Raw genomic sequence first — 22,512 nt, forward strand, 5'->3', positions numbered from 1 at the left:
CATTTCTTGTCAAAGCCGGCTCCCTGCATTACAATGATAGTAATAAATAAACGACAGGTGAATAAACGATGGAGCATTCCTCAGATATATTACTTCTTACGACTAAATTAAAAATACCGGCACCCCGCAAAAATTATATTGTGCGCCATGGATTGTTTGAACAGCTTTCCAGGTGCAGGGATATGAGTATTATCTTTCTGAGCGGTGGTGCGGGTACTGGCAAAACAACACTTCTCTCATCATTTATTCATGAGAAGGAACTTAAAAATGTATGCTGGCTGTCACTGGATTTTACAAATACCAATGTGTATACCTTCTGGCTCTATTTCACTGCGTCAGTCAGCCCCCTTTTACAGGATGATGGAAGTCTTTTCAATCTGATGAGAACCAGTCCGGACACAAAATATATGGAGAATCTGCTGATTACGCTGATTAACCGGTTATGGGGAGACGAAGAGTATTACATGGTGTTAGATGATGTTCATTGCATCCATGATGAGGCTCTCATACGAACCTTTGAGTTTTTTATTGAGTCAATGCCTTCCAACTTTCACTTTTTTATGCTTTCACGGGAAGACCCGCCTGTATATTTAGGCCCGATGGCAGTATCCGGCCGTTTGCTGTTTGTTGATGGAAAACAGATGCAGCTGACGGAAGAAGAGGGGCTGGCCTTTCTTAAAGATACAATGAAGCTGGCGGGCAGTGAGGAAGAACTGAATCAGTTAAACCACTTTGCGGAAGGATGGATTGGAGGCCTGCAGCTTGCGGCGGCGGCGAAAGCGGCGGGAAAGTATTCCGGCCAGCTGCTGCGTGCCGGGGGCGGGATTGCTTCCCAATACCTGACCCGTGAAATTATTGATGCTCTCACGGAAAAAGAACAGGATTTTCTGATAAAAACGGGATATCTTTCTTATTTTGATGCGGACATCTGCAATAAGCTGTTCCAGGGTTTTACAAAACCGGAATTCGATCAGATGATGGAGCGGTTCATGGAAAAAAATCTGTTTCTTATCTGCCTGGACGAACAAAACGGAATATACCGTTATCACAATATATTATCGGAATATTTAAAGCAGCAGTTTAGCTGCCTCCCTGAAGAGCAAAAAGCAGAATGCTACAGAATAACAGCAGGAGCATTTGAAGAAAAAGGGGATTTTGAGGAAGCCTTACAGGAGTATTGTGAGGCTGGCAATTATAAAGAGGTTCTGCGTGTGGCGAAAGCAATGGAAGGCAGGATAGAAGCGTGGAATTATCTTGATAAGGTTCCGATTGAGCTTTTATTTCAGGATACGGATCTGGCGGCCCAGTGCTTTATTTATAATCTGGGAAATCTGAATATGGAACGTTGCCGGGTTATTTATGAAAAGTTTAAGGAATTGTATGAAGATTCAGATTTGTTTAGTATTGTTGACTTCGCTCAGATCTATTTTACCAATGAGAATGGGATTTTGCCTCAATATCCTGCGCTGACAGATAAACAGATTGATCAAGTTCCATACGGACCTGTGGTGAAAGCGGTGTTACTGATTGAAAATGCTGGCGCATTATTGGAAAAGATGCAATATGAGGAAGCGGAAAACTGCATCATAAAGGGGATTAAAATTGCTTCCGGTTTAAATCCTTTTATCAGTTTTTTCGCTTATAATCAGTTAGGTCAGGTTTACGAAGAATTGGGACGGTTAAATGACAGCTTTTCCTGTTATGCCAAATCAAAAGAAGTACTGAAACCGATTAATGGATTAATGGGTATAGAAACCAATTATTACTTCGGTCTGGCCGGAGTTTATATGCGCAGAATGGAGCTTCAGCAGGCGGAGGATGTGCTGGAGCAATCCAGACAGCTGTTGGAGGAACGTCATATTCATGTGGATATCACAGACATGACGCTGGCATACCATCTGGCTGAAATGAAGTTTCTTCGCGGCGATAACGACACAGCGGTCTCTTATGTGGAAGGAATTTTGTCTGAGTATCCTAATTATAGTGTACTCACTCTGGGACGTCTGCTCTATGAGCTTGTCTGCATTGACAGACTTTCAGAAAGTCTTTCTGATAAATTCCTAAAAGAGCTGGAAGCTGCGAAGAAATATAACCAGCAGCCCTTTATGAAACTGCTGCATGCACGGATTCTGTTTAAGCTTGGCAGTACGGCAGAGGCATTGAAAGAGACCGAAGACATACTGATCTCATCCCGTCTGCAGCATAATAAGCTTCGTCTTGTAGAAGCCGGCATTTTGAAAATATATATGCTTTCTCATGTGCCGGTGAAGGTTGCCGTCAAGCGGGAAATCAGCAATCTGCTGGTTGAAGCGATTCATTATGCGCAGGAAGACCGAATTCTTATGCCATTTTATCTTGATCGTGTTACATTGCTGCCTATACTGAAGGAATTGTATCAAAAATCAGCTGGCAGTCAGTTAATGAGTGCTGCGGAAACAGCATTTTTAGGTGAAACCATTGTAATTTGCGGGGGTGAAACTGTTAAGGAGAGTAAGCCGGAGATATTGTCAGCCCGTGAATATGAGGTATTAAGCCAGTTGTCTCTGGGGATTACCAATCGGGAGATTGCGGATAAGCTTTGCATATCCCAGGCTACGGTGAAAACCCATGTACTCAGTATTTTTGGTAAACTTGGAGTATCATCCAGGATGCTGGCTGTGGAAAAGGCCAGGAAAGAAGGTCTTATATAAAATCACCTAATTAGTACTTGCAAAAATAATTTTTCTACTGTAGAATAAATACATCATTTTGAGAGGAAACAGACTATGAAGCCATTTTACATGAACAGCTTAAGACGCAGAGAAAGACGTAAGCTCTTGTAACTGATGCAAAGATATTCGCATGGTTACAGGATTGATACGTCTTGTTTCTGTGCGGGGATGTTCATAGTTTATAACAGAACCGTAATCGATTCAGCATATGCTGATCTGTTTCGGTTCTTTTTTTATTCTCTTATAGAAAATGAAGAAAAATGGAGGTAATAATATGAAGGATGAAATCTGTAAATGGATTGCAAAGAGTCTGGTAAATATAAGCGAACAGGAGGTGACAAAGTTTATGGAAGTTCCTCCGGAGGAGAAAATGGGAGATTTTGCACTTCCATGCTTTTCTTTCGCAAAAGTATTGCATAAGAATCCTGTTAAAATAGCAGAGGAACTGAATTCAGCAATGATAGAAGTACAGGAAGCACTGGGGATTGAAAAATCAGAGGCAGTAAACGGGTACTTAAATATATTTATGAATCGGGAAAAATACGTGAAGCACTGGATCGATAAAATGAGGAAACCTGATTTTGGACTGGAAAAGACAGGGGCAGGGAAAACGATATGCATGGATTATTCCTCTCCCAATATAGCAAAATATTTTCATGTGGGTCATTTGCGTACGACTGTCATTGGTAATTCGTTGTACAGGATTTACGAAAAATTAGGATTTCATGTTGTACGTATCAATCATTTGGGGGATTGGGGGACCCAGTTTGGTAAGCTGATTGTTGCTTATAAAAAATGGAGCGATGAAGAAACAGTGAAAGAAAAGGGGATTGAGGAGTTGCTCCGGATCTATGTGAAATTTAATACAGAAGCAGAAAAAGAACCTGAATTGATGACACAAGCCAGGAGCTGGTTTGTAAAGATGGAGCAGAATGATGAAGAGGCACTGGGGATATGGAACTGGTTTAAAGAGATCAGTTTAAAGGAATATTCCCGTGTGTATAATCTGCTGGGAATCACATTTGATTCTTATGCCGGGGAGAGCTTTTACCGGGATAAGGTACCGGCTTTAGTAGAAGAATTGAAAAGCAAAGGGCTGTTAAAGAAGAGTCAGGGAGCAGATATCATTGATCTGTCAGAATATGATATGCCGCCATGTCTCATAACCAAAAGTGATGGCAGTTCGATCTATCATTCCAGGGATATTGCCGCCGTTTTATATCGGAAAGAAACTTATGATTTTAACCAGTGTGTATACGTGACCGGACTTGAGCAAAGCTTGCATTTTAAACAGGTATTTAAGGCAATAGAAGTAATGGGATATCAATGGGCGGATAATTTAATTCATGTTCCTTACGGATTAGTAAGTCTGAAAGGAGAAAAGTTATCTACCCGCAATGGCAATATTGTTTATGCTGAGGATATTTTAAATGAAGCTATTGAGCGTGCATTACATGCAATTCAGGATAAAAATCCTGATTTAAGGAATAAAGAAGAAACAGCGAAAATAGTAGGGGTTGGTGCAGTTGTTTTTCATGATTTATTTAATCAACGGATAAAAAATGTTGATTTTTCATGGGATGCTGTATTAAGTTTTGATGGAACCACCGGTCCTTACGTCCAATATACCTATGCACGCGCAAAAAGCATAATGAGAAAAAATAATAAGAAGGTCGATTATGAAAATATTGATTTTCATGTACTGACCGAAGATATGGGATATGCACTGATTAAGGCACTGTCCGGTTATGAGGAAGCTATAGAAAAAGCGGCAGAGCGTTATGAACCGTCTGTTATTGCAAGATATTTAGTTACTGTTGCCGCTGCATTTAATAAATTTTACCACGAGTGTCCTATTTTACACGCTGAAGAGAATATAAAGCGGGCCAGAATTATTCTTACAGATCTGGCTCAGAACGTAATTTTGGATGCCTGCGGCCTGCTTGGTATGTCCTGTCCGGAAGAAATGTAAGAGTAAAGATCACAGATCTCAAATAACGTGGTATAATCAGGAAAATGGATTTATAGAAATATAGGAAGACTTCTGGAAGCATATATTATGAGGTGATGGCAATGAGCGATTCTCATATCCGGTATAAAGTTGAATCATGGGACAGCCTACAGCATTTATTTAAAGTGAAAAAGATAAATGATCATACATTACATTTTCTGGCAGCGTTTGAAAGTAAGTTAGATTATAGTCGCCTGTGGAAATCTCTTGCTGTGGCAGCTGAGGCTTTCCCTTTGCTCAAATGTCGTTTTAACGAAGACGGAAGACGGCCATACTGGGAGAGCTGCAGTTATACTGAGGATGAAATGCTGACTTTGATTGAGACGGAAGATGTTAATAGTGCTGTGAACCAATTCCTTGTTTCCGAGGTTGATGAGTTAACCGGACCTCAGATAAAACTGGGTGTGATCCGGAATACACAGGCAGATACTCTTGTAATATTAATGAATCATATGCTGTGTGATGCTGCCGGGTTCAAAGATTATCTGTATCTGCTTAGCAGCATCTATAACAATATAGAGAAAGATTCTGATTTTCATCCTCCAGTCTCAGGAAGCCGGAGATTATCTCAGATCAATCAGATGTTTTCCCTGAAAGACAGAATGAAAATTCTGTTTAGTAAGAATGACATGTCTGCACATGACCCGGCCAGGCTTCAGCTGGAAGGAGATTTAAATAATCCCTTTATAGAGATCAGAAGCATCCCGGAAGAAATTTTTTTGAAACTGAAGGAATATGCCAGGAGGCATAATGCAACGATAAACGATATGATACTTTCCGCATATATCCGAACCCTTTATGAAACTTTTGGTTATGCTTTTCCAATTCCCAGCACGGTTGATTTAAGAAAGTATTTACCTGGTCATAAAGCAGAGGGTATCTGTAATCTGTGTACCAATCTTACCTGCGACATAGGACCAGATATTGGAATATCGTTTGAAGAAACCCTTGAAAAAGTCAGGGATAGCATGAATAAGGAAAAATCCAGTAACGCCTGTATGAAAAGCATAACTATGCTTGAGAAAGTGTTTGATGTATTGCCTTACAGGCTGGCCGAAAGCATTGTGAATAAAAGCTTTAATAATGCACCCATTGCCTTTACTAATATTGGGATAATAGAAAAAAAACGGTTTTATTTTGATGAGTTGAAAATTAAAAATGCATATATGACCGGTTCCGTGAAATACAGCCCTTATTTTCAGCTTGCCGTTTCTACTTTTGACAATAAACCTGCCCTGAGTGTCAATCTTTTTGGGTCAAAGGCTGATCAGGATAAGATATCTGTTTTTCTGGATAAAGTTGTTTTGGAACTGTATGGAGTGTGAAGGGAATACAGGGAAGGAAAGGGCACCATAGAATGACTTGACAAAAGCGTATAGTAACCATATACTTGTGGTATGGATAAATTTATAAATGACAAACATAAAATTGCATATGATTCGCTGCATTACGCATCTGCCTTGTTCGAACTGGATAAGAAGACTCGTTACTACGGAACAGATGTGCCGATTTTTCACTCTGAGATACATGTAATAATGGCTATTGCCGAGAATCCCGGCATCCATGTAGGTGGATTGGCCGATATCCTGGGGGTAACAAAAGGAGCTGTTTCCGAAATTCTCAAAAAGCTGGAGAGAAAGGCTCTGATTATAAAAGAAGTCGATGATCTTAATTTGTCCAGATATTCGTTGTATCTGACGGAAAAGGGAAAAAAGGCTCATAGCAATCATTTACATTACCATACTGTCTTAAACAATATGGTTGAGGAACAGCTGGAAGATGCTTCCGAACACGATTTAGAATTTTTATCAGATTTTTTAACGTCCCTGATTAGTAAAATCAAAGTTTTTAAGGATAACTTCGAGGAATAAAATTTTACCATAGTGTATGGTAACCATACACATTCTGCGTATTTGAGTTAGGAGGTACTAACATAAAAAAGAAAATATTAAAACCAAATAAGAAACCTGGCGCCAGTGAATTGGAGGAGCGAAGGTATAAACAAAAATTTGCAGCGGATGAAAGAGCTTTACAGAACATCTTTCATGCATTTACTTCGTACCAGCCTTTTTATTTTAATTCATATGAATTCCCAATGTTTCCCCCAATGAATTATATTGATTATAAAAAAGAATTAAAAAGGCGCGATGAATAAAAGTTGTATCATAGAGTATGGTAACCATACACATTTTACAGGAACAGCAGGAGGATAAGCGATGTACCAGAATATGCATTATAGTTCAGAGAAAAAACTCAGCCCGTCAAAGGAGGAATACTTAAAGGCTATTTTCCGGTTATCAGAAAAGGAACAGGCAGTACGTTCCATTGATCTGGCTGCTTATTTAGGGGTTTCCAAACCAAGTGTAAATAATGCCATAACAATATTGCAGGAGAAAGGGCTGGTGGTGAAGCCGCTGGGCGGTGAAATCCATCTCACAGATGAAGGGCGTACACAGGGTAAAATGATTACAGCAAAGTTTCAGGTGCTGAAACAATTCTTAGTTAGCTGCTGTAATGTTAATGAGGAGACAGCCAGTAAAGATGCCTGCAAAATAGAGCATTTTATCAGTGACGAGACTGTTTTGGCTTTAGAAAAATATTGTAGTGGGATAAAATAAATTGTTTCTGAAAGACTGCTGTTTACATTTTCAGTCAATTTCACTTTCTATAAGACGAATGCATTCAAACAAAATGATTGAGGAGGATTATGTATGTTGAAAGTGAAAAGAGTGCTGGCCTTTGCACTCAGCATTATTCTGGTGCTCTCCATGGTGCCGGAGATTCCCGCGCTGGCGGCAAATGCAATGACAGTAGATTGTGCCAATGTACTCAGAGAAGTGACCCATTGTGCCAATGGCTCTCTGTATGGAATGACAGAGAGTATTCCGGCTGATGTAAACGGTCTTGTAGCACCCTTAAAGCCCTACGTTTTGAGAAATCCTGCCAGGGGCGGCAGCGGAAATCAGCATCCGTTTGGAGATGCGATTCTGGTTTCCCAGAAGCTGGCGTCTGTTCCCAGTGCAAGAGTATCCATAGATTTAGCAGATATGCTGCCGGGCTGGCCGTACCGCTGGCCGGGAATGTCCAGCTGGCTGAATCAGGTAAAATCTTTTATTAACGATAAGAAAGCATCAGGCCGTAATAATTATTATGGTTATGAAATCTGGAACGAGCCTGGGGGAACCTGGAATTCGTCCAACGGCAGTTTTAACGATATGTGGAAACAGACCTATGATGTGATCCGTGCCAATGATCCAGGCGCTAAAATCATAGGGCCATGTGAGAGCTATTATAACAATTCCCGCATGAAGGATTTTCTTACTTTTTGTAAAGCCAATCACTGTCTGCCGGATATCATGAGCTGGCATGAGCTGTCAGGGGGACCGAAGACAATTGCCCCCAACCTTAGAACCTATCGGGCTCTGGAGGTTTCCCTGGGAATTAATCCGCTGCCAATCAGTATCAATGAATACTGTGACCCCGATCATGATCTGGAAGGTCAGCCGGGATCGTCCGCCCGCTTTATTGCAAAATTCGAACGCCATAAGGTGGAAAGCGCCTGTATCACCTGGTGGTTTGTACCGACTCCCGGAAGGCTTGGCAGTCTTCTTGCAACCAATACGGAAAAAGGTGCAGGCTGGTATTTCTATAAATGGTATGGAGATATGACTGGAAATATGGTTTTTGTTACTCCGCCAGGCGATGACAGCGATCTGATAGATGGTGCAGCCTGCGTAGATTCCAATGCGAAATATGTAAGCTTTATTTTTGGAGGACCAAATGACGGGACTGTTAGTACAACCTTCAAAAATATTCCTTCCTTTATCGGTTCCACCGCTTCAGTAAAAGTGGAAAAGATCGACTGGGTCAGCAAAGATACCGTATCCAGAGGACCGGTAGTTCTGTCCTCTTCCAATTATCCTGTTGTAAACGGACAGATTTCCGTGAATTTATCCGGATGCAACAATAGTTCCGGTTACCGCATCTATATTACTCCCGGCACAGGAACAGATACGGGGATTGTTTCCGGTGAATCTTATAAACTGATCAACAGGGGCAGCGGCAAAGCTCTGGATGTTACCAACGGGTCCACCGCGGACGGCGCGGATGTGATTCAGTGGGGCTATAGCGGTCAGAACAATCAGAAATGGATTCTGACAGATACAGGAAATGGGTATAAGCTGAGCAATACAAAAAGTGGTAAGGTTCTGGATGTTTATAAGAGCTCCACATCAGACGGAGCGGACGTAATCCAGTGGACAGACAACGGACAGAATAACCAGAGATGGAACTTAATTGATCTGGGAAATGGCTATTACAATCTTGTAAATGTAAACAGCGGAAAGCTTCTGGATGTAGAAAAGGGCTCTGTGGCTGATGGCGGAAATGTAATTCAGTGGAGCAGCAACAACGGGTATAATCAGCAGTGGCAGATTACTGCGCCATAATAGAAACAAAATAGGGCACCCTGTAAGATATTTGGACAGGGTGCCCATTCGTGTGTTGTTTTTTTGCATCACGCTTTTTTCCTGGCATGCTGGATCTGGAAACCGGCAACTTGCTTCCTGCCATATTGTGCCTCACATTTAAATTTGATATATTAAATTTGAAGGGGGGAGCAGCCTTGAAAATTATAATCCAGACAAATGAGACGGTGAAGGATACAGAAATTACGATTGTGTGCAGTACCATCACACCTGAGATCGAAAAAATTATTTCAAAATTGAAGGTATTAGAGAAACAGCTGGTGGCGGTAAAAGGAAATGAAACATTTTTCCTTGATATTTTAGAGCTGCTTTATATTGAGACGGTTGATAAAAAAACGTTTGTATACACGGTAGATAATGTTTATGAAACGGAGATGAAACTTTACGAGTTGGAAGAACAATTTGAACAATTTGGATTTTTCAGAGCAGGAAAATCATGTATCGTAAATCTAAAACACATTAAGTCGCTGAAAGCAGAATTTGACAGAAGGATAAAAGTGACGATGGAAAATGGAGAGCAGTTAATTGTATCCAGACAGTATGCGGATGAATTTAAAAAGAGACTGGGGGTTAAATAAATGCAAAATAAGAAGACTATTTTTGATTTTTTGGTGCAGGGCTTCTGCCTGTTCGGAGTCACTGTGGTAATTTTAAATGTGATATGTGTTATGATTGGGGATAGTGCGAAAGAAATTTCCAGTATGTTTTCCCTGGGGGGAGAAGGGCTTTCAGCAGAAACCATGTTACAGTTTCTTATTGTATCATTACTGATAACCGGAGCCAGATTTATATATTTTAATGATGTGGTTGTAAAAAGGGCTTCCATTGCGGTCCGCACGGCTATGCTGCTGATCACGGTTATTGCAGTAATTGCTGTATTTATTTATAGCTTTGGGTGGTTTCCGGTGAATATGTGGCAGCCCTGGGTGCTGTTTTCAGCTGGATTTGGAATTTTATTTTTATCAGGAACGGCAATAACTTATTTAAAAGAGAAAGCAGATAATAGAAATATGGAAGAAGCCTTAAGGAAACTGAAGGAAAGACCGATTCCATAATCATTAAGTACGAAAAATGGCAATAGAATGAAGTTTAAGTTGTTAGTTGCTCAATGAGATGATAGAATGTTCACATGCAGTCTTGAAATCAGATGACTGCACCGTATTAACGGAATGAGAGGATCAAAAATGATTCAGAATAAATTCGGCAGTTTTTCTTTGAGCAACGAAATCCAAAAGGCACTTCGTGTTTTGGCTTATGATATACCCACGGAAGTTCAGGAACGTGTCATTCCACTGGCATTAGAAAAAAAAGACCTTATTGTGAAAGCAAAGACAGGCAGCGGGAAAACCGCTGCCTATGCAATTCCCATCTGTGAGATGATCAAATGGCTGGAAAACAAACCCCAGGCACTGATTCTTACTCCCACAAGAGAACTGGCGGTTCAGGTGAAAGAGGACTTTACCAACATCGGACGGTTCAAACGGATAAAAGCAGCAGCAATCTATGGCGGCCATCCGTTTGCTATTGAGAAGACAGAGTTAAAGCAAAAAACCCATGTAGCAGTGGGTACTCCCGGGCGTGTGATGGATCATATAAGAAAAGGGACTCTGCCTTTAAGTATGATCAGCTGCCTGGTCATAGATGAGGCGGACCGGATGCTGGATATGGGATTTATTGACCAGGTAGAGGAAATTATAAAAGAGCTTCCTAAGGACAGGGTTACCATGCTGTTTTCTGCCACGATGCCTCAGGAAATAAAAGATCTGTCATTGAATAAGAGCAGGACGCCAGTCCAGATCGATATTCATGAGGAAAAGGATTTGACAGCGGATATCGATCACTCCCTTTTTATTACGTCAGAGGAAGATAAATTTGAACTGCTTACTGATATTACAATTATGGAAAATCCTGACAGCTGCATCATCTTCTGCAGCACAAAGGACCGGGTGGATCTGGTATGGGAGCGGTTAAAACAGATGAATTACCATCCACAAAAGCTGCATGGCGGTATGGAACAGGCGGACCGGATCTCAGCCATACGCCGGTTTAAAAGAGGGCAGTACCGGTACCTGGTTGCTACGGATGTGGCGGCAAGGGGTATTGATGTGGAAGATATATCCCTTGTTATTAACTATGATATTCCTCTTGAGGCGGAAACCTATGTCCACCGGACCGGAAGGACCGGACGGGCGGGTCACAAAGGGAAGGCGGTTTTGCTGGCGACTCCCTCCCAGGACCGATTCGTCAGGCAGATTGAATCATTCATTGGATTTGAGATTAAGGAGCGGGCAGTATATGAGAAAGCTGAGGTATTTAAGGCCAGGCTCATTTTTGATAAAAAAATAAAAGCAGCACCTGAGATCAGACAGTTAAAAAGCGATCAGTTAAACAAAGGGATCATGAAACTGCGGTTTAACGGCGGTAAGAAAAAGAAACTCAGAGCAACGAACTTTGTGGGGGTCCTGTCTAATTTAGAAGGCATGTCAGCGGAAGATATCGGAATCATAACAATTCAGGATACACTTACCTATGTGGAAATATTAAACGGAAAAGGTCCAATGGTGCTGGAAGCCATGAGCCATACCACGGTAAATGGAAAACAATTAAAGGTAACAAAAGCATTGGATAAATATTAATGGCGTGTTATAGTAAAGCATGAATATAAATTAAATACAAAGGGGTTTTTATGGAAAATATCGATATATTGAAGAGATTAAGATATGCACTGGATATCAAAGACAGTGATATGGCGGAGATTTTTAAAATGGGAGGAGTTACGCTTACAAAAGCGGATGTGCAGGAGCTGTTAAAGTACAATGACAGCAGTGATGCGGCTGCGTTAAAAAAAGACAACCCATCCCCGGGAAATCAGATATGTAATAATCATATGCTGGAATCATTTTTAAATGGTTTTATTATTTTTAAACGGGGAAAAAAGGAACCAAAACCAGGGGAATCCGGGGATTCAAATTTTATGATAAACGACGACCGGAATGTGAACAACGTTTTTCTTAAAAAGGTTAAAATAGCACTGGCTTTTACCGGCGATGATATGCTTGCAGTTTTTAAAGCCGGAGGAGCGGAACTGTCAAACGGGGAATTAAGTGCTCTGTTAAGAAGAGAAGGCCAGCGCAATTACAAGGTCTGCGGGGATCGTTATGTCAGAGTTTTCTTAAAGGGGCTTGCAGAGCGATGCAGGAAGAAATAACAGGATCATTTAAGTGCCAGCTTTTGTTTGAAGGGGTAAAGAGCCATGGTGACGTTAAAGGAAATTGCAAAAAGATGTGATGTATCCGTATCGACGGTATCCAACATTTTAAATGGGGTACCAAAAGTGAGCGAGGAGACCAGGCAGAAGGTATTACAGGTAATAAGGGAAACCGGTTATCAGCCCAATTATATAGCCCAGGGACTGCGTAAGAAAAAGACTAAATTAATCGGAATTATTGCCGAGGATATTTCACTTTTTTCCACTCCCATAATTATTGAAAGCATTATGTCTTATTGTGAAACCAAAAATTACAGAACAATTATGGTGAATCTCCGTTTGTATGCCAGATGGAATGAACAATGGTATCATGATGAAGAGGAATATGATTCTGTCTTAAATCCGGCAATTCAGGAACTCCTGTCAATTAAAGTAGACGGGATCATCTATGTACCTGGCCATGCCAGAAATATGCGCTGTTTTGGCGAGGATTTTAAAATACCCGCAGTCATGACATACGGCTATACCCATACGCCTGAGTTCCCTTCCGTTGTCATCGATGATGAGAAGGGCGGATATGATATGACGGAATATCTTCTGAAAATGGGACACAGACGGATTGGCATTATCGGAGGCAGGAAAGACAACATCCATATGGATAAACGGCTTCTCGGGTATCAGAGAGCTTTGTTTGACAGGCAGATCTTTTACAATCCGGACCTGGTATGTTATGGAAACTGGGATCGGGAATGCGGTTATGAAGGTGCAAAAATACTGATAAAAAAGAATGTTACGGCGATCTTCTGTTTATCGGATGTGATTGCAGGGGGAGTTTATGATTATCTGGAAGAGAATGAACTGGAGGCCCCGGAGGATATCTCCGTGGTGGGATTTGACGATCAGGTGATTGCACAGTATTTCCGGCCTTCGCTGACCACTGCAGCACTCCCTTTAAAAGAGATTGGAAAAAAGGCGGCAGAGTTACTGATCCGGTCATTAGACGGGGACGAAGAACAGACAGAAAACCAGTCTGGTGAAGTTGCACTGCCATGTTCCGTTATTATCAGAAAATCAGTAAAAAAATTATTGTAGTAAAAATACAGGGATAAATTCAAAAACAGATGCGGAGATTGTCAAACCGTATCTGTTTTTGAATTTATCCCTGTTACTTTGTAAAACGAATGGTTGTGTAAAACGATTTATACATAAACAAAAAGAAAAAAACATAGTAATAAAGTATAATATTAAAGAATAAAACTTGTTTAAAATATACAAATGATACAATTTAAACCTGATATTTATTGACTATATTCACATACTGGAATATAATTCCAATTAATAGGTAAAACGATTTACAAAAGGGGATACGTATCCTTAAAATGTCGTGAAACTGTAAGAACAGGAAAGGATGGTTTTCATGAGAATGTTTACTGACAGGAAAAAGGCAAGGGCATTCAGAGAGTTTATGTATGTGTTACCATTTCTGCTTTTAGTTGCTGTGTTTTCGTATTATCCGCTATACGGCTGGGTCTATGCATTTTTTGATTATAAGCCGCCGTTTCCGCTTCGCATGGATCAGTTCGTGGGGCTCAAATGGTTTTCGTCACTCTTTACCAATGATGTGAAGTTAAAGCAGCTGCTGGCCGTTTTAAGAAATACCTTTGCGATCAGCGGGCTCAGCCTGATATTTTCCTGGTTTCCCATGATTTTTGCGGTCTTTTTAAATGAAATCAAATGGAAGCCATTTAAAGTTTTTGTACAGACCGCCACTACATTACCGAATTTCATCAGCTGGGTTCTGGTGTATTCCATAGCATACTGCGTATTCTGCAGTACCGGTGTGGTAAACAGTTTACTAATGAATCTGGGAATTATAAATACTCCCCAGCTTTATCTCCAGTCTGCAAATCATATATGGTTTAAAATGTGGCTGTGGCTTACATGGAAGAATGCCGGCTGGGCTGCGATTATGTATATAGCGGCCATATCCGGAATCGATGAACAGCTCAAAGAAGCAGCCAGAGTGGATGGGGCCACACGAATGCAGGTGATCAGGCATATCACAATCCCTGGTTTGATTCCCACATTTTTTGTGCTGGTGATGCTCAATCTCGCTAATTTCCTGACAAACGGAATGGAGCAGTACTTCGTTTTTCAGAATGCTTTCAATAAGGATTATATTCAGGTATTGGATTTGTATGTTTACAACATCGCAATGGGTAGCGGGGGATATTCCCTGTCAACTGCCATCAGTATGTTTAAGAGTATCGTAAGCGTATTGCTGTTATGTGCGACAAACCAGATATCCAAAATGGTCAGAGGGGAAGGGTTTGTATAATGAGGCAGAAAGGGGAAGCAATGAGAGATAATGTGAATAAGCATAAAAGAAAACAAAGCTTTGAAGATTATGTGATTGATACAATTACCTGTATTGTCTATTTATTTTTTACATTCATTTGCGTTTATCCGTTCTACTACATATTCATTAATACCATCAGTGCCAATGATTTAAGCGAAAGAGGGAAAATTCTTCTATGGCCCGTTGGAATCCATTTTAACAATTATGCTTCCGTTCTTAAGATTCCCGGACTGTTTTCAGCTCTTAAGATCTCTGTTGCCAGGACGGTGATCGGGACAGTGGTCACTGTATTTATCGCTGCTTTTCTTGGATATATGTTTACAAAGGAATCCATGTGGAAGAGGAAATTCTGGTATCGTTTTGTGGTGGCGACCATGTATTTTAATGCAGGTATTATTCCCTGGTACATCACAATGCGGAATCTTCATCTGACCAATAATTTCTGGGGATATATTTTGCCGGTTGCGGTATCTCCCTTTTATATTGTTCTGTGCAAGACGTTCGTTGAGTCCATTCCGGGGGAATTGCAGGATGCGGCGGAAATTGACGGGGCCGGTACTCTTAAGATATTCTTTCAGATTATTACTCCTTTAATTAAACCAATCCTTGCCACAGTCGCAATCTTTACGGCTGTAGCGCAATGGAATGCGTTTCAGGATACGCTGCTTCTGGTAACGGATAACCGGCTGTACACTCTGCAGTTTACCCTTTATCAGTACATCAATCAGGCAAGTTCTTTAAAATCACTTGCCAATAGCAGCACCTCCTCAGCACAGATGGCGGCAAGTCTGGCACATTCCCAGACGGCGACCTCCATCCGTATGACCGTTACGATAGTAGTTGTGGCACCGATCATATTGATTTACCCCATATTCCAGAGATTTTTCGTAAAAGGGATCATGATTGGTGCTGTGAAAGGATAATAACAATTGCATAGAAAAGAAGGGAGCAGTGTATGAGAGTAAAAAGGAGAGTTTTTAAGGTGCTGTCAGCAGCTATGGCGGCAGTTATGGTGGCAGGATGCGCAAGTCCTGCGGCAACCAAAGCGACAACAGCGGCAACAGCCGCCGGTACAGGAAACTATGACGAACCGATGACATATGATATTTATGATGTTGCGGCAAATTATCAGGGGACTCAGGCCGGGTGGTTTGCAAAGGTGGTGAAGGATAAGTTTAACATTGAACTGAACATGATTTCGCCGCAGGTTGCCGGGAACGGGATTTACCAGACCCGCTGCAGTACAGGAAATTTAGGAGATATCGTGCTGCTGGAGCGCACGGATTTTACGGACTGTGTAAAAGCAGGTTTAATTAAGGATATCACGGATGATATCAAAAATTACCCCAATTTAATGACCTATCAGGATCAGATTACCGTATTAAATAAGGCTTTGCCAGAAAATAAGGATGGAAAAATCTATGGAATTCCATGCCAGATGACCAATACTTCACCCACCGCATACTCTCAGGATGTAATTAAGTCCAGTCCGCTTTTAAGATGGGATCTCTACTCGGAGCTGGGTTGCCCGGATATCAAGAATACGGATGATCTGTTAGATGTTCTGGAAAAAATGATGAAGGCACACCCCACCAACAAAGCCGGTGATCCGGCTTACCCCCTGTCTTTGTGGTCTGACTGGGATGGCGGAGACGGAATGTTAGGCATAGCCAATGTCACACAGCTGACAACCTGGTATGGGGAAATAATCAAGGGCTCCAATATTTTAAAGCCGGATAACACATTTATTCCCGTAAACAGCAAAGATGGTGCTTATTATAAGATGCTTCATTTCTTAAATGATGCAAACAGAAGAGGAATTGTAGATCCTGATTCCGGTACCCAGGACTGGAATACGGCCTGCGATAAGATGAAGACCGGCAGAGTGTACTTAATGTGGTATAACTGGCAGGTGGGTTTCTGGAATACACAGGATCGGTTAAAGGATGGCACAGCATTTATTTATACGCCGGTTAAGGATCAGATCTATTATGCAGATGCAGATACCTATTATGGCAGCGGACGTGTTTTTGCCGTCGGTTCTCAGGTAGATGGTGCAAAATATAAGAGAATTATGGATTTTTTGGATTGGTATGCAAGTCCCGAGGGCTTGACCTATCAGCACATCGGATTAAAAGGATTTAACTATACCGTAGGCAGTGACGGAAAATATACATATATCAACGACAATGCTTTAATGGATAATGTCACTGTACCGGATGAATTTGGCGGCGGCGGATTCAATGACGGGAATAATGCAATCAATCAATGGATGCTGGATGCCATCAGTACAGATCCGGATACAGGAGAACCCTATAACAAAGATTATTGGAGCACTTATAAGGCAGCCACAATGACACAGATGAAAAAAGACTGGGCGGCGAAGTTCGGTGCAGCGGAACCAGTCGATTATATGAAGAAGAATAACATCCTGTTAATCAGCCCCAATGTAAGCGTATCCCTTCCCAGCGATCCGGCGGATATATCCATAATCCGCAATCAGTGCAGCGATCTGTTCAGTGATTATTCCTGGAGAATGATTTATGCTAAAGATGATGCAGAGTTTGATTCCCTGTGGAGTGAGATGTGTACACAGATGGATGGAATGGGCTTTCAGGAGCTGTCCAAATTTGACAAGGAAAAGTACCAGATTGAGCTGGATGCCAAACTGGCTGTAAAACAATAGAAAAAGGACTTACAGGAGAGGGAAAATCATGGATATAACGTCAATACTTCCGGAGGGCAGAAGCTTCGCATTCTGGGAGCAGGAACAAAGATATGAGCAGGAACTGCATGTCGACTGCAATCAGGGGGGAGCGCCGGGAGAGCGTGACGGAAGTATCCAAAAGCCCTTTCAGACGATTAATGAAGCAGCTGCAGCTGCAGTTCCGGGAACCAGGGTATGGATCCATGGCGGTGTGTACAGGGAGTGTGTACGCCCTGCCATGGGCGGTACCGGTCCGGATCAGATGATCTGCTATGAAGCCTGGCAGAAGGAACCGGTATGTATTAAAGCTTCTGTTGAGGTGAAAAATTTTACTCCCAGCCAGGGCTGGAGACTGAACCATTTTTCCTCTGACGCTTTATCGGAAGGAATTTCTATCTGGGAATTGAAACTGAACCCGGAAGATTTTAAAGGGTATAATCCATTCTGCGCAGTAAATATTCTTCATGACAGATTGTTTCTGGAATACGATAAAACCGATATGACCACGTATTTAAACAGACGGGGAATGGTATTTAGCGACGGAAAGCCTCTGGTGCAGGTGTCGCTTTATCAACAGCTGGGCACACAGGAGAATACGTATTGGGTGGAAGCCAATGGCCAGACTGTCCATTTTCGGTTAAGAGGTGATGATGACCCGGGAAAACATCTTATTGAGGTTACATGCCGGGAACAATGCTTTGCACCGGAGATTCCCTTTTTATCCTATATAAAAGTAAAGGGGATCACCTGTGCACATGCGGCCACCGGTGCGCCGGTTCCCCAGAGAGGTTCCATCTCCTGTTACAGGGGCCATCACTGGATTATTGAAGACTGTGAAGTGGATTGGGCAAATGGTGTGGGTATTGATATTGGGAACGAATGCTGGCATCACTGCGTGCCGGAGGATCAGATCATCGGAAACACCATAATCCGCCGCTGCCGGATTAAGAATGCAGGAGTATGCGGCATAGCTGGATTATTTGCCCAGGATCTTTTAATAGAAGACAATCTGATCGAGGGCACAGGCTGGCAGCGGATGGAACTGTCCTGGGAAGCCGGAGGCATGAAAATACATAATTGCAGAAACAGTCTGATCAGAAGAAACATTTTCACTAAGACATTCCGGGCTGACCATTTGTGGCTGGACTGCAGCAATGAAAATAACCGGATTACACAGAATCTGTTTTTGGACGGAATAGAACAGCGGGAAGCTGTTTTCATTGAATGCACCAGAGATGGTATTAATTTAATCGATAATAATATTTTCTGGAATGTGGAAGGCAGATTTGATGCAGGAAGTGTCCCGAAGGAGACTGGTTCTTCCGGATGGTATAAGATGGAAGAGGACGGAATTGTAAATGGATATGCAATTTATGCCGAAGGAACCGACCATTTATACATCGCCAATAATTTAATCGCAAAATGCAGAAGTGCCGGATATTTTGCAAAGCCGGTTGCATTTCGCATGCATGGAAATCTCAGGGGAGGTACATCAAGAGATGCCCGCTTCATGAACAATATATTTTATGAATGCGGGGAAGCAGCAATCAAAATGCCCACTGAGAAAAACCAGGCAGAAGGCAATCTTTACGTTTCCATGAACGGGGGGTATTTGAGAATTCTATATCCGGCTCCCCCTTGCTGCCTTGATCTTCCTGCATGGCAGGAATTTTATGGATTTGATAAAGAGGGGCAGGAGGGAGTCTTTCAGATTGATCTGGATACGGAGCAGTATACGCTTAAGTTCCGTTCTTTGGATCAATATCCATGGGATACGATGAGAGGAAGAGAACGGCATCATTACGTGATGAAGCCGGAGGATATTAAAACGGTAAAGAAAGATCTGCTGGTTTCCAGTGATTTCTTCGGAACGCTTCTTGGAAGCGATCATTGCAAGCCTGGGCCGTTTGAAGAACTGGTATCCGGCAGAGTCTATCATATTGATCCAAGAAAAATGTAAAGCCAGGAAGGGAGGCTATCATGATTCGTATAGTAAAAACGGAAAATGGTCTGGTGAGAGGAATTGAGGCAGCCGATCCCAGAATTACTGCATTTAAGGGAATTCCATTTGCAGCACCGCCTGTGGGGGAAAACAGATGGCGTGAGCCGAAACCATGTGAAAACTGGGATGGAGTTCGTGACTGTTACCGGTTTGGTCCCATATCCATGCAGGGAGTGCCGGGGCTGGGAGATAATATCTATGACAGGGAATGGCATGTGGACCCGGAGATAGCAATGAGTGAGGACTGCCTTTATTTAAATGTCTGGACAGGAGCAAAGAAGGCGGATGAAAAACGCCCTGTTCTGGTATGGTATTTTGGAGGCGGGCTGCAATGCGGATATACCGCTGAAATGGAATTTGACGGAGAAAGACTGGCACGAAGAGGGATCATTGTGGTTTCTGTCAATTACCGGGTGAATTTGTTTGGCTTCCTTTCACATCCGGAGCTGACCGCCAGTCAGCCGGATGCTCCGGCCAATTTCGGTCATCTGGACCAGCTTGCGGGTTTGAAATGGGTGATCAGAAACATTGAAGCATTTGGCGGTGATCCGCAAAATATAACCATAGCAGGACAGTCCGCAGGCGGCGGCAGTGTTATGACGCATCTGACTACTAAAAGAAGTGAAGGCCTGTTTCAAAAAGCAATCGTGTTAAGCGGAGTTTTCTGCCGCCCATACGACAAGAATCCGGATCCGTTCAGCCACACACTGGCTGATGCAGAAAAAACAGGCGAAAAGTTCTTTGAATTTATCGGAGCAAAGGACCTTACCCAGGCCAGAGCAATGGACGGGAAGCTGCTGCATGAAAAATATGAGCAGTTTGGCGGATTCATGGGAACTGTTATTGATGAAAAATTCTGTTTTGGAAATTCTTTTCAGCTCTTTATGGAAAATAAAAGAGCCATGGTTCCCGTAATGGGGGGGAATACCTCAGATGAATTTTTTGATTCCATCCATGCAGATTCCCATGAGGAACTGAAGGAAAAGGTAAAGACGCTCTTTCCCGGACAGGAGGAGGAGTTTCTCCGGCTGCTGGGAAACGAATTACGGGATACAGATGGGAATGCCGGTTCCGTAAGCAGCATAGAGTTTGCTGTAAGAGGATTGTTTCACGAAAATGCCCGGCAAAACAACCCGGTTAATTGCTATTACTATACCTTTGATGCGGATATTCCCGGCTGGGATCATCCGGGGAACTTTCATTCCGTGGATTTATGGTTCTTTTTTGAGACATTGGCAAAATGCTGGCGTCCGTTTGAAGGAAAGCATTACGATCTGGCGAGACAGATGGCAAATTACTGGACAAATTTTGTGAAGACAGGCGATCCAAACGGAGTAGACGCAAATGGAAATCCAATGCCGGTGTGGCATCCGTTTACGGAAGAACATCCGGACGGAATGTTGTTTTCCACAGAGAAAACTGGTATGAATCAGCAGAAGGAACAGGAACTGATGGCGTTTTTATTAAACAGTCTGAAAGAGAAATTTAAGTAACAGCAGGTGATTGCCGGAATGGAGAAAAGATGAAAAAATATGCAGTAAATCCCTATTTACCTTCATGGGAATATATCCCTGACGGAGAACCATATGTGTTTGGGGACAGAGTTTACGTATATGGTTCCCATGACCTTTTTAATGGTTATGTTTTCTGCCTGGGAGATTACGTCTGCTGGTCAGCACCGGCAGATGATCTTGGAAACTGGCGGTATGAGGGTGTGATTTATCCAAAAACCAGTGACCCTATGAACAAGGATGGGAAGATGTGTCTTTATGCACCGGATGTGGTAAGGGGGTCCGATGGAAGATATTATCTTTACTATGTCCTTGATAAGGTGCCGGTGGTATCGGTTGCAGTTTGCGACACCCCGGCAGGAAGATATGAGTTTTATGGATATGTCCGGGATAAGGACGGGGGGCGTCTGGGAGAGAGGCCGGGCGACCAGCCCCAGTTTGACCCAGGAGTTTTAAGAGAGGATAACAAAATCTATCTCTACTGCGGTTTCTGCGGTCCCCAGGATGAAACCAGAATCGGGGCCATGGTGACGGTGCTTGCAGATGACATGGTAACCATTTTAGAAGAACCGGTTGTGATTGCACCCAGTAAGCCTTATAGCGCAGGCACTGGTTTTGAAGGGCATGAGTTCTTTGAAGCACCATCTATCAGGAAAAAGGGCAGTACCTATTATTTCATCTATTCCTCTGTAGCCATGCATGAACTGTGCTATGCAGTCAGTGACAGTCCGGTGGGCGGATTCACCTATGGAGGAGTCATTGTCAGCAATTGTGATGAGGGAATTGATACTTATAAGCCAGCCGGGATGCATACGGCTTTTGCTGCCAATAATCACGGAAGTCTGGTAGAGATTCTGGGAAAATGGTATATTTTCTATCACAGGCACACCAATGGAACCTGGTTCAGCCGTCAGGGCTGCGCGGAACCTGTCTCGATTCTGGAAGATGGAACGATTCCCCAGGTGGAGATCACAACCAGCGGGATGGGAGGTCTTTTGCCAGGAAAAGGTGAATATAGCGCTTATCTGGCCTGTAATTTGTTTCAGACGGAACAAAACCCGGAAGTGCTTATTCCCAGGATCATGCAGGATGGAAGAGATGGAGATGAAGAGCCGGGATATATTGCCCATATAACAGATGGGGTTACTGCCGGATTTAAATATTTTAAATGTGAGGATATAAAACGTATAACAATTACTACGAGAGGTTATGCAGCCGGGTATTTTGAAGTGAAAAATGCATGGGACGGGGAAGTACTTGCTAAAATCCAGATACAGTATACCAATGTATGGGAGAGCTGCTCAGCTGATTTGGAGATGGAAAATGGGAAGCAGGCCATCTATCTGACTTACAGGGGTAATGGGGATGCAAGTTTATTATCCTTCTCGCTGGAGTAAATGAGTTTCATATGTTAAATGATTAAAAACTGCTGCAGGCAGGAATTACTCAACTGCAGCAGTTTTTTCTGCTGATAAGCCGTTAATACAAAACAATTGCTAATTAACAGAAATATCGG

General features: G+C 42.4%; 17 protein-coding genes. All 17 read left to right on the forward strand.

Annotated features, from left to right (window positions below; translation table 11 throughout):
* The first annotated feature begins 68 nt into the window (after positions 1 to 68).
* The 17 genes from V7D18_RS09025 to V7D18_RS09105 all read left to right on the forward strand — a co-directional run bounded on the left by V7D18_RS09025 (position 69) and on the right by V7D18_RS09105 (position 22,393).
* Positions 69 to 2,690 carry a LuxR C-terminal-related transcriptional regulator gene (locus V7D18_RS09025; protein ID WP_426153542.1) on the forward strand — a complete coding sequence of 874 codons (2,622 nt, stop codon included), beginning with the start codon at positions 69 to 71 and terminating at the stop codon, positions 2,688 to 2,690.
* Positions 2,691 to 2,985: 295 nt separating this feature from the next.
* Positions 2,986 to 4,683, forward strand: coding sequence for an arginine--tRNA ligase (gene argS, locus V7D18_RS09030; protein WP_426153544.1), 1,698 nt, complete (start codon positions 2,986 to 2,988; stop codon positions 4,681 to 4,683).
* Between the two features lie 101 nt (positions 4,684 to 4,784).
* Positions 4,785 to 6,047 carry a hypothetical protein gene (locus tag V7D18_RS09035; RefSeq protein ID WP_426153546.1) on the forward strand — a complete coding sequence of 421 codons (1,263 nt, stop codon included), beginning with the start codon at positions 4,785 to 4,787 and terminating at the stop codon, positions 6,045 to 6,047.
* A 72-nt stretch (positions 6,048 to 6,119) separates the two neighbouring features.
* A complete protein-coding gene (locus V7D18_RS09040) occupies positions 6,120 to 6,593 on the forward strand; it encodes a MarR family winged helix-turn-helix transcriptional regulator (RefSeq protein WP_426153548.1) in 474 nt (157 codons plus the stop codon).
* Positions 6,594 to 6,938: 345 nt separating this feature from the next.
* Positions 6,939 to 7,340 (forward strand): metal-dependent transcriptional regulator, encoded by a 402-nt coding sequence (locus V7D18_RS09045; protein WP_426153550.1) that lies wholly within the window; start codon positions 6,939 to 6,941, stop codon positions 7,338 to 7,340.
* A gap of 93 nt (positions 7,341 to 7,433) precedes the next feature.
* A complete protein-coding gene (locus tag V7D18_RS09050; protein WP_426153552.1) occupies positions 7,434 to 9,170 on the forward strand; it encodes an RICIN domain-containing protein in 1,737 nt (578 codons plus the stop codon).
* A 176-nt stretch (positions 9,171 to 9,346) separates the two neighbouring features.
* Positions 9,347 to 9,787: a LytTR family DNA-binding domain-containing protein gene (locus V7D18_RS09055; protein WP_426153554.1), complete on the forward strand. Its 441-nt coding sequence runs from the start codon at positions 9,347 to 9,349 to the stop codon at positions 9,785 to 9,787.
* Positions 9,788 to 10,264, forward strand: coding sequence for a hypothetical protein (locus tag V7D18_RS09060; protein WP_426153555.1), 477 nt, complete (start codon positions 9,788 to 9,790; stop codon positions 10,262 to 10,264).
* A 129-nt stretch (positions 10,265 to 10,393) separates the two neighbouring features.
* Complete coding sequence (locus tag V7D18_RS09065) at positions 10,394 to 11,845, forward strand: DEAD/DEAH box helicase (RefSeq protein WP_426153557.1); 1,452 nt, start codon at positions 10,394 to 10,396, stop codon at positions 11,843 to 11,845.
* Positions 11,846 to 11,895: 50 nt separating this feature from the next.
* Positions 11,896 to 12,417 carry a DUF1456 family protein gene (locus V7D18_RS09070; protein ID WP_426153559.1) on the forward strand — a complete coding sequence of 174 codons (522 nt, stop codon included), beginning with the start codon at positions 11,896 to 11,898 and terminating at the stop codon, positions 12,415 to 12,417.
* A 45-nt stretch (positions 12,418 to 12,462) separates the two neighbouring features.
* Positions 12,463 to 13,509 carry a LacI family DNA-binding transcriptional regulator gene (locus V7D18_RS09075; protein WP_426153561.1) on the forward strand — a complete coding sequence of 349 codons (1,047 nt, stop codon included), beginning with the start codon at positions 12,463 to 12,465 and terminating at the stop codon, positions 13,507 to 13,509.
* 325 nt (positions 13,510 to 13,834) lie between these two features.
* On the forward strand, positions 13,835 to 14,755 hold the full coding sequence (locus V7D18_RS09080; RefSeq protein ID WP_426153563.1) for an ABC transporter permease subunit: 921 nt from the start codon (positions 13,835 to 13,837) through the stop codon (positions 14,753 to 14,755).
* Positions 14,755 to 15,699, forward strand: coding sequence for a carbohydrate ABC transporter permease (locus tag V7D18_RS09085; RefSeq protein WP_426153565.1), 945 nt, complete (start codon positions 14,755 to 14,757; stop codon positions 15,697 to 15,699). Before V7D18_RS09080 ends, V7D18_RS09085 begins: the two co-directional genes overlap by 1 nt.
* 32 nt (positions 15,700 to 15,731) lie before the next feature.
* On the forward strand, positions 15,732 to 17,462 hold the full coding sequence (locus tag V7D18_RS09090) for a sugar ABC transporter substrate-binding protein (RefSeq protein ID WP_426153567.1): 1,731 nt from the start codon (positions 15,732 to 15,734) through the stop codon (positions 17,460 to 17,462).
* A gap of 28 nt (positions 17,463 to 17,490) precedes the next feature.
* Positions 17,491 to 19,443, forward strand: a complete 1,953-nt coding sequence (locus V7D18_RS09095; protein WP_426153569.1) for a right-handed parallel beta-helix repeat-containing protein — start codon at positions 17,491 to 17,493, stop codon at positions 19,441 to 19,443.
* A 20-nt stretch (positions 19,444 to 19,463) separates the two neighbouring features.
* Entirely contained in the window at positions 19,464 to 20,978 is a 1,515-nt protein-coding gene (locus V7D18_RS09100; RefSeq protein ID WP_426153571.1) for a carboxylesterase/lipase family protein, read from the forward strand.
* 29 nt (positions 20,979 to 21,007) lie between these two features.
* Entirely contained in the window at positions 21,008 to 22,393 is a 1,386-nt protein-coding gene (locus V7D18_RS09105) for a family 43 glycosylhydrolase (protein ID WP_426153572.1), read from the forward strand.
* Positions 22,394 to 22,512: the final 119 nt, after the last annotated feature.

The organism is Lacrimispora sp. 38-1 (genome assembly GCF_049890855.1).
Taxonomy (GTDB): Bacteria; Bacillota; Clostridia; order Lachnospirales; family Lachnospiraceae; genus Lacrimispora.